Raw genomic sequence first — 6,356 nt, 5'->3', positions numbered from 1 at the left:
TTTCTAATGTTAATGCTGCATGTATAAGTTAAGAATTCAGCTATGAACCCTATAATAATGTGTAAATCTATATGTGAAAATACATTTATATAATTTCTAAGTGAAAATTTCTTTTATACATAGATTTTTTTATTGATTTATCAATAGAATTTTAAATCAATAAACTAAGGTTCATCTTAAAAATTCTATAATAAAAATATATCCTAACATTTAAATTTATACATATGAGAAATGGTTATTAATTAGCTTTAAAAAATTAAAATAAAAATATAAAAGCCCTATGAGACAAATCTCATAGGGCGTAGAATTCACGCGGTACCACCTACATTTAAAGCAAAATGCTTTCTTTTAAGATACAATAATATCCATCCTTTATAACGTAAGGCTTACGGCAAAGGCTACTAATAAGGTTCACCTAGCATCTCAAAGACCCATTCAGCTTAATCATAGCTACTGTAATTCCACCATATACAGCTCTCTTTAAACCTGTTTTTAAGCTTACTTACTTCTTATCTAAGATTTTATAAAATGAATCTTCCTCTAGATGGGGTTCTTTCCACCATCAGATAAAAATTTTCTTATTAATTATAATATTATCTATAGTTGATTTTGTCAACACTTTATACATTATTACATGAGTTCTTCACGTCCTAAAATAGAATGTATTAAGAAAATTACAGCAGCAGCTACTAAAAGAATATTTATTAGATATCCTCCTACATTAAACATTAGTCCTAAAACCCAGAAAAACACTGCTACAGCTGCAAGCCATTTTAAAAATGTCATGATTTCACCACCTTTATATATAAGGATGGTATTAGTATGTTTATTATTAAAAGATTTAATTCATTAAGTGTATGGATACATTTTATTTTTTAGAAATATAGTATTATAATTAAAGTATATTAAGTTAGTGGGGGGAAGAAAATGCAAGATAACATAGCTAAGAAAAATTCTTTAACTATTAGTGATATAGTACAAATAGCTCTTATGAGTGCATTAATATGTGTTGCTACTATGGTAATTCATATTAAAACCTATAATGGATTTGTTCATTTAGGGGATGGAATGGTTTTAATATCTGTAATTATTTTAAAAAGAAGAAAGGCTATAATTGCATCAGCTTTAGGTATGGGACTTGCCGATATATTATTAACTTATGTCCTCTGGGCACCATTTACTATTGTTATAAAGGGGATTATGGCTCTTATTGCAGCTTTAATTATAAGTGATGACAATAGGTTTAATTTAAGAAAGCAGATTATAGGATTTAGTTTTGCATCTCTATGGATGATAATAGCCTATTATTTTACCGGGGCTTTTATGAAGTTTTTCTTTGAAGGGATACCTACATTTAAGTCAGCATTATATTTATCATCTTTAGATATACCAGGAAATATTTTTCAAGGACTGTGTGGAATAGTTGTTGCTATAGCTCTATCTTATGGACTTAAGGCTTCAAAAAACTTTAAATATAGAGTATAGAAGCGAGATAGAGAATATTATATTCATAATTAAGGTAATAAAAAAAGACCCATATATGGGTCTTTGTGCTCTATAATTGAGATTTAATTATCTTCTGTCTTGCTTCTCAGCTTTTCTAGCTCTTCTACAGTCAGGACATCTTACTGGGTCATTCTCGAATCCTTTAGATTGAAAGAATTCTTGCTCTCCAGCTGTGAATACGAAATCTTTTCCGCAATCTTTACAAACTAAATTCTTATCTTCCATTAAAAAACCTCCTAAAATTCATAGGTATAATTTTGGGATAATTGCTTCCTATGAATCTTATTTAAGTAGATCATGGAAGAGACTATTATCTAAAATTATTTGCCTATCAGTAAATAAAATATTTATAATTATTATACCATATGGAGGTAAAAATGCAATTGGAAAATATGAATTTCATCAATTGTCATTGATAATATTCTGAAAATAATTTAAACTTATAATATATGACCTTTAAGAGCTTTTTTTAATAAATTATATAAGTAAGGAGGTAACATTATGGCAAGTAGCTTTTCTTTTGATGTAGTATCTGAGGTTAATATTCAAGAGGTAAAGAATGCTATAAATCAGGCTACGAAAGAGATAGAGCAGAGATATGATTTTAAGGGAAGCAAAACAGAGATAGATGTAATAAAGGATGAAGAAATAAAAATAGTATCTGATGATGAATATAAGCTTTTAGCTGTAATAGATATATTAAAAGGAAAGCTTATAAAAAGAGGGGTTTCCCCAAAAGCCCTTAATTTTTTAAAGATAGAGAAAGCAGCTTTAGGATTAGTTAAACAGAATGCCAAGCTTATAAATGGACTTTCAAAGGAAAATACAAAGGATATAGTATCCACAATAAAGAATAGTAAGATAAAAGTTCAAGCACAAATAATTGATGATAAGATTAGGGTTGTAGGTAAAAATAAAGATGATCTACAACAAGCTATAAGCCTTTTAAAGAGTAATGATTTTGGAGTAGAATTACAATTTAATAATTATAGATAGATTATATTTAAATTGATTAATTATTGGTAAATGTTTATTAGGGGTATATGTAATTGGGTTTAGGAGAGTAAAAATATGAAGGACTTTAAGGTCAAGTATGAAAGATTATCTGATGAATTTGAAACATATCAAAGTTTTGCAGAGAGTCAAATACAGATGCTAAACGAGAAAAACATAGAGCTAAGTAAAAGCTTAGATGCACTAGTAAATATAGTAGAGATAAGTAGATATATAAATTCTCATCTAAGTGATGATAATTTGATTCCAATGATAAATGATATGATAATAGGGATATTAGGAGTTACCTATTCATCCATATATCTTATAGAAGAAGAAGAATTTATAATAAAAGCTACAAATCTTCCCAGTGAAGAAGCTTTATATAAAGAGCATAATTATCTAGATAAAATCGATAAGAAAAATGCCTTTGTGTTAAATAGTAGAGAAAGTATCTTTGAAACTGTTAGTGAAAACATATATAAGATACATTCTCTTATTGGAGTCCCTATAAAACTTAGATATAAGTTTATTGGGTATATAGTAATAGAGCATACTCTATGGAACTATTTTTCTTATGAGCATATTACTTTTGTTACCTCTATTGCAAACCAAATCGCTATAGCAATAGAGAATAATTTTCTTTATAAAAGAATACAAGAAAGCGCTAAGAGGGATTCCCTTCTTAATATATATAATAGAAAGTATTTTAGAATCTTTGTAGAAGAGAAGATTAAGGCGGAGAATAGTAACTTTGCCTTAGTTATGATGGATTTTGATGATTTTAAACAGTTTAATGATAGCTATGGTCATTTGTATGGGGATGAAATACTAGTAAATACCATAGAACTTATTAAAGAGAAACTTAGAGGAAATGATTTAATTGCCCGGTATGGAGGAGAAGAAATGGTTTTTCTTCTTAATAGAGAAAATAAAGAAGGGCTTAAAGAATATGTTGAATCAATAAGAGAAACTATATGTTCTAATGTAATAAGTCTTAATGGCATAAGTAAGAATACCACTGCCAGTTTTGGGGTAGCTTACTATCCAGAAGATGGGGATAGCCTTAATATGGTTTTAGATAAGGCAGATAATTGCCTTTATTTAGCTAAAGAGAGAGGTAAGAATCGGGTTGTAACCACAAAGGATGGTTTAGAGAATATATATTAAGATTTCTAATATTCAATATAAAACTTCTGATTAATAAATCAGAAGTTTTATATTTATATACTAAGTATTAGGAATATATAGGATAAATATCTTTATTTTAGTGTATAGTAAATGGATTTAAGGAATATAATAGTAATAACAATGAAGATTGAAAAGGAGTTAATATATTAAAATCCAAGTTTATATTATTCTATATGTTAATAAAAATTTAAGATTGAAAGTATCATATACATGCTTTAGAGGGAGGATTTTTTATTTGGAAGTATAATATTGTAAATAATATATTAAAAGACATTATAATAAAATTTTAATATTGATTAAATATTCAGAATATTATATACTTTTAATAAGAAACACTTCACCTAAAATATAATTAAGGGGTGGTAAAATGATACATGTATTTTGTAATAAGAGAGGTTCTGGAAAAACGAAGGCACTTATAAAACTTGCTAATGATAAAGCACAAAGTGCTAAAGGCGATATGGTTTATATTGATGATGACAACAGAGCTATACATGAATTACACAGAAAAATACGTTTCATTACTACTAAGGAATTTGGACTTAAGGACTATGAGAGTTTCTATGGATTTTTATGTGGTATACTATCAGAGAACTATGATATAGACACTATTTTTATTGATGGTTTATCTAATATAGTACGGGTAAACATAGATGAAGCAGAGGCCCTATTTAAGAAATTAGAGAGGGTTACTAAAGAATATAATTTATGTTTCTATATAAATTTAAATGATGAGATATGTGGAGAATTACCTGAAACAATAAAAAAATATGTAGCTTAGGGTAAGTCATTAAAATTGAAAATAATGATATTTTGTATAAAAGTCCCATAAAACTTAGTTTTATGGGACTTAATTATGTAACTCTAGGAAAAAATAAATATATAACCTTGTGACAAATATGTCTTCAAGATATAATAAAGGGTATATGTATAAATAAGTTAGGAGTGATAACAATGGCTAGTGTATATGATGTGCTAGTAGAAAGAGGTTACATAAAACAATTAACCCATGAAGAAGAGATAAAAGAGTTATTAGAGAAGGAAAAGGTAACCTTCTACATAGGTTTTGATCCAACTGCAGATTCACTTCATGTTGGTCACTTCATTGCCATGATGTTTATGTCTCATATGCAAAAAGCTGGACACAGACCAATAGCTTTACTTGGTGGGGGTACTGCTATGATAGGTGACCCAAGTGGAAAGACTGATATGAGAAAAATGATGACAAAGGAAATCATAGATTATAATGTAAGTTGCATAAAGAAACAAATGGAGAAGTTTATAGACTTTAGTGATGATAAGGCTATTCTTGCAAACAATGGAGATTGGCTTTTAAAATTAAATTATGTAGACTTTATAAGAGATATAGGAGTTCATTTCTCTGTAAATAAAATGCTAACTGCTGAATGTTTTAAACAAAGATTAGAAAAGGGACTTTCATTCCTTGAGTTTAACTATATGTTAATGCAAGGTTATGATTTCTTAGTTTTAAACCAAAAGTATGGATGTACAATGCAGCTTGGTGGAGATGACCAATGGTCTAATATGATTGCAGGAGCAGATTTAATAAGAAGAAAAGAACAAAAACAAGCTTACGCTATGACTTGCACTCTTTTAACCAATAGTGAAGGTAAAAAGATGGGAAAAACAGAAAATGGAGCATTATGGCTTAATGCAGAGAAAACCACTCCATATGAGTTCTATCAATACTGGAGAAATGTTGGGGATGCTGATGTTGAAAAGTGCTTAAAACTTTTAACTTTTGTACCAATAGAGGAAATAAAGTCCTTATGTGAAGTAGAAGGTGCTGCTATAAATGAGGCTAAGAAGGTTCTTGCCTATGAGGTTACAAAGCTTATCCATGGAGAAGAAGAAGCAAGGAAGGCTAAAGAAGCAGCAGAGGCGTTATTTGGTGGCGGAGTTGACCTTAGCAATGTTCCAACAGTTACAATAACTAAGGAAGATTTAAATAAAACTCTTCTTGATATCTTAGTTGAAGGAAAGGTAATACCTTCTAAGGGAGAGGGAAGAAGATTAATTCAACAAAATGGGTTATCCTTAAATGATGTTAAGGTAGTTGAAGTTTCTAAGGCTTTAACAGAGGAAGATTTTAAAGATAGCTATGCTCTTATAAAAAGAGGTAAGAAGAATTATCATAAGATAGTTATAGAATAAATAAGATAAAGTGTAATTTAGAATTATACTTATATTTATCCATAGGATTAAAAGATTAACACCATGAGTATTATTAAAAGTTTATAATCTCATAGTGTTAATTTTTTTGTTTTTCATAGATAATATAGTTTTTAAAAATAAAGGTATAATAAAGAGAAGTGCTCATATAAGTAAAATTTCTAGGTTACTTTTAAGTAAAGTATATATAAATATAAAAAATCAATGGATAAAATATAGGGCTTAAGTGAGAGTTTAAAAACCAATATAAGAAATAAATTTATATATAAAAGTAGTTTTAGATTATAGGTATATGATACGATAGAATATATATAATAGTTTCTTTGGAGGTAGATATGCCAATAGTTTCTGGATTAAATAAGGTCTATAATGATATTGAACTTAGAAAAACTAAAAATGATTTAGGTTCTATGAAAATAGGACAAGTAGTTTCAGCAAAAGTTATAGAAAAGCTTGGAGATAGAGATGTAGTA

7 protein-coding genes and 1 other annotated feature are annotated in these 6,356 nt (G+C 28.2%); of the genes, 5 read left to right on the top strand and 2 right to left on the bottom strand.

The window, feature by feature from the left end; translation table 11 throughout:
* Positions 1-292: 292 nt before the first annotated feature.
* Positions 293-525 (bottom strand) — a binding site (T-box leader).
* 105 nt (positions 526-630) lie between these two features.
* Positions 631-786: a lmo0937 family membrane protein gene (locus AB2369_RS10430; RefSeq protein ID WP_367666420.1), complete on the bottom strand. Its 156-nt coding sequence runs from the start codon at positions 784-786 to the stop codon at positions 631-633.
* A gap of 141 nt (positions 787-927) precedes the next feature.
* On the opposite strand from AB2369_RS10430, the gene AB2369_RS10425 reads away from it, so the two are divergent.
* On the top strand, positions 928-1,485 hold the full coding sequence (locus tag AB2369_RS10425) for an ECF transporter S component (RefSeq protein WP_367666419.1): 558 nt from the start codon (positions 928-930) through the stop codon (positions 1,483-1,485).
* An 87-nt stretch (positions 1,486-1,572) separates the two neighbouring features.
* Here AB2369_RS10425 and AB2369_RS10420 read toward each other — a convergent pair whose 3' ends face one another.
* Complete coding sequence (locus tag AB2369_RS10420; RefSeq protein ID WP_367666418.1) at positions 1,573-1,731, bottom strand: zinc-ribbon domain-containing protein; 159 nt, start codon at positions 1,729-1,731, stop codon at positions 1,573-1,575.
* A gap of 276 nt (positions 1,732-2,007) precedes the next feature.
* On the opposite strand from AB2369_RS10420, the gene AB2369_RS10415 reads away from it, so the two are divergent.
* From AB2369_RS10415 to tyrS, 4 genes are all read left to right on the top strand, one after another.
* A complete protein-coding gene (locus tag AB2369_RS10415; protein WP_367666417.1) occupies positions 2,008-2,502 on the top strand; it encodes a YajQ family cyclic di-GMP-binding protein in 495 nt (164 codons plus the stop codon).
* A gap of 75 nt (positions 2,503-2,577) precedes the next feature.
* Positions 2,578-3,669 (top strand): diguanylate cyclase, encoded by a 1,092-nt coding sequence (locus tag AB2369_RS10410; protein WP_367666416.1) that lies wholly within the window; start codon positions 2,578-2,580, stop codon positions 3,667-3,669.
* Positions 3,670-4,057: 388 nt separating this feature from the next.
* A complete protein-coding gene (locus tag AB2369_RS10405) occupies positions 4,058-4,471 on the top strand; it encodes a hypothetical protein (RefSeq protein ID WP_367666415.1) in 414 nt (137 codons plus the stop codon).
* Positions 4,472-4,644: 173 nt separating this feature from the next.
* Complete coding sequence (gene tyrS, locus AB2369_RS10400) at positions 4,645-5,865, top strand: tyrosine--tRNA ligase (RefSeq protein WP_367666414.1); 1,221 nt, start codon at positions 4,645-4,647, stop codon at positions 5,863-5,865.
* The last annotated feature ends 491 nt before the right edge of the window (positions 5,866-6,356 follow it).

The sequence above is a fragment of the Clostridium sp. genome, from assembly GCF_040797585.1.
In the GTDB taxonomy this organism is placed as follows: Bacteria; Bacillota; Clostridia; order Clostridiales; family Clostridiaceae; genus Clostridium_Z.
Note: the sequence above shows the minus strand (reverse complement) of the source record. Positions and strands in the feature narration are given on the sequence as shown.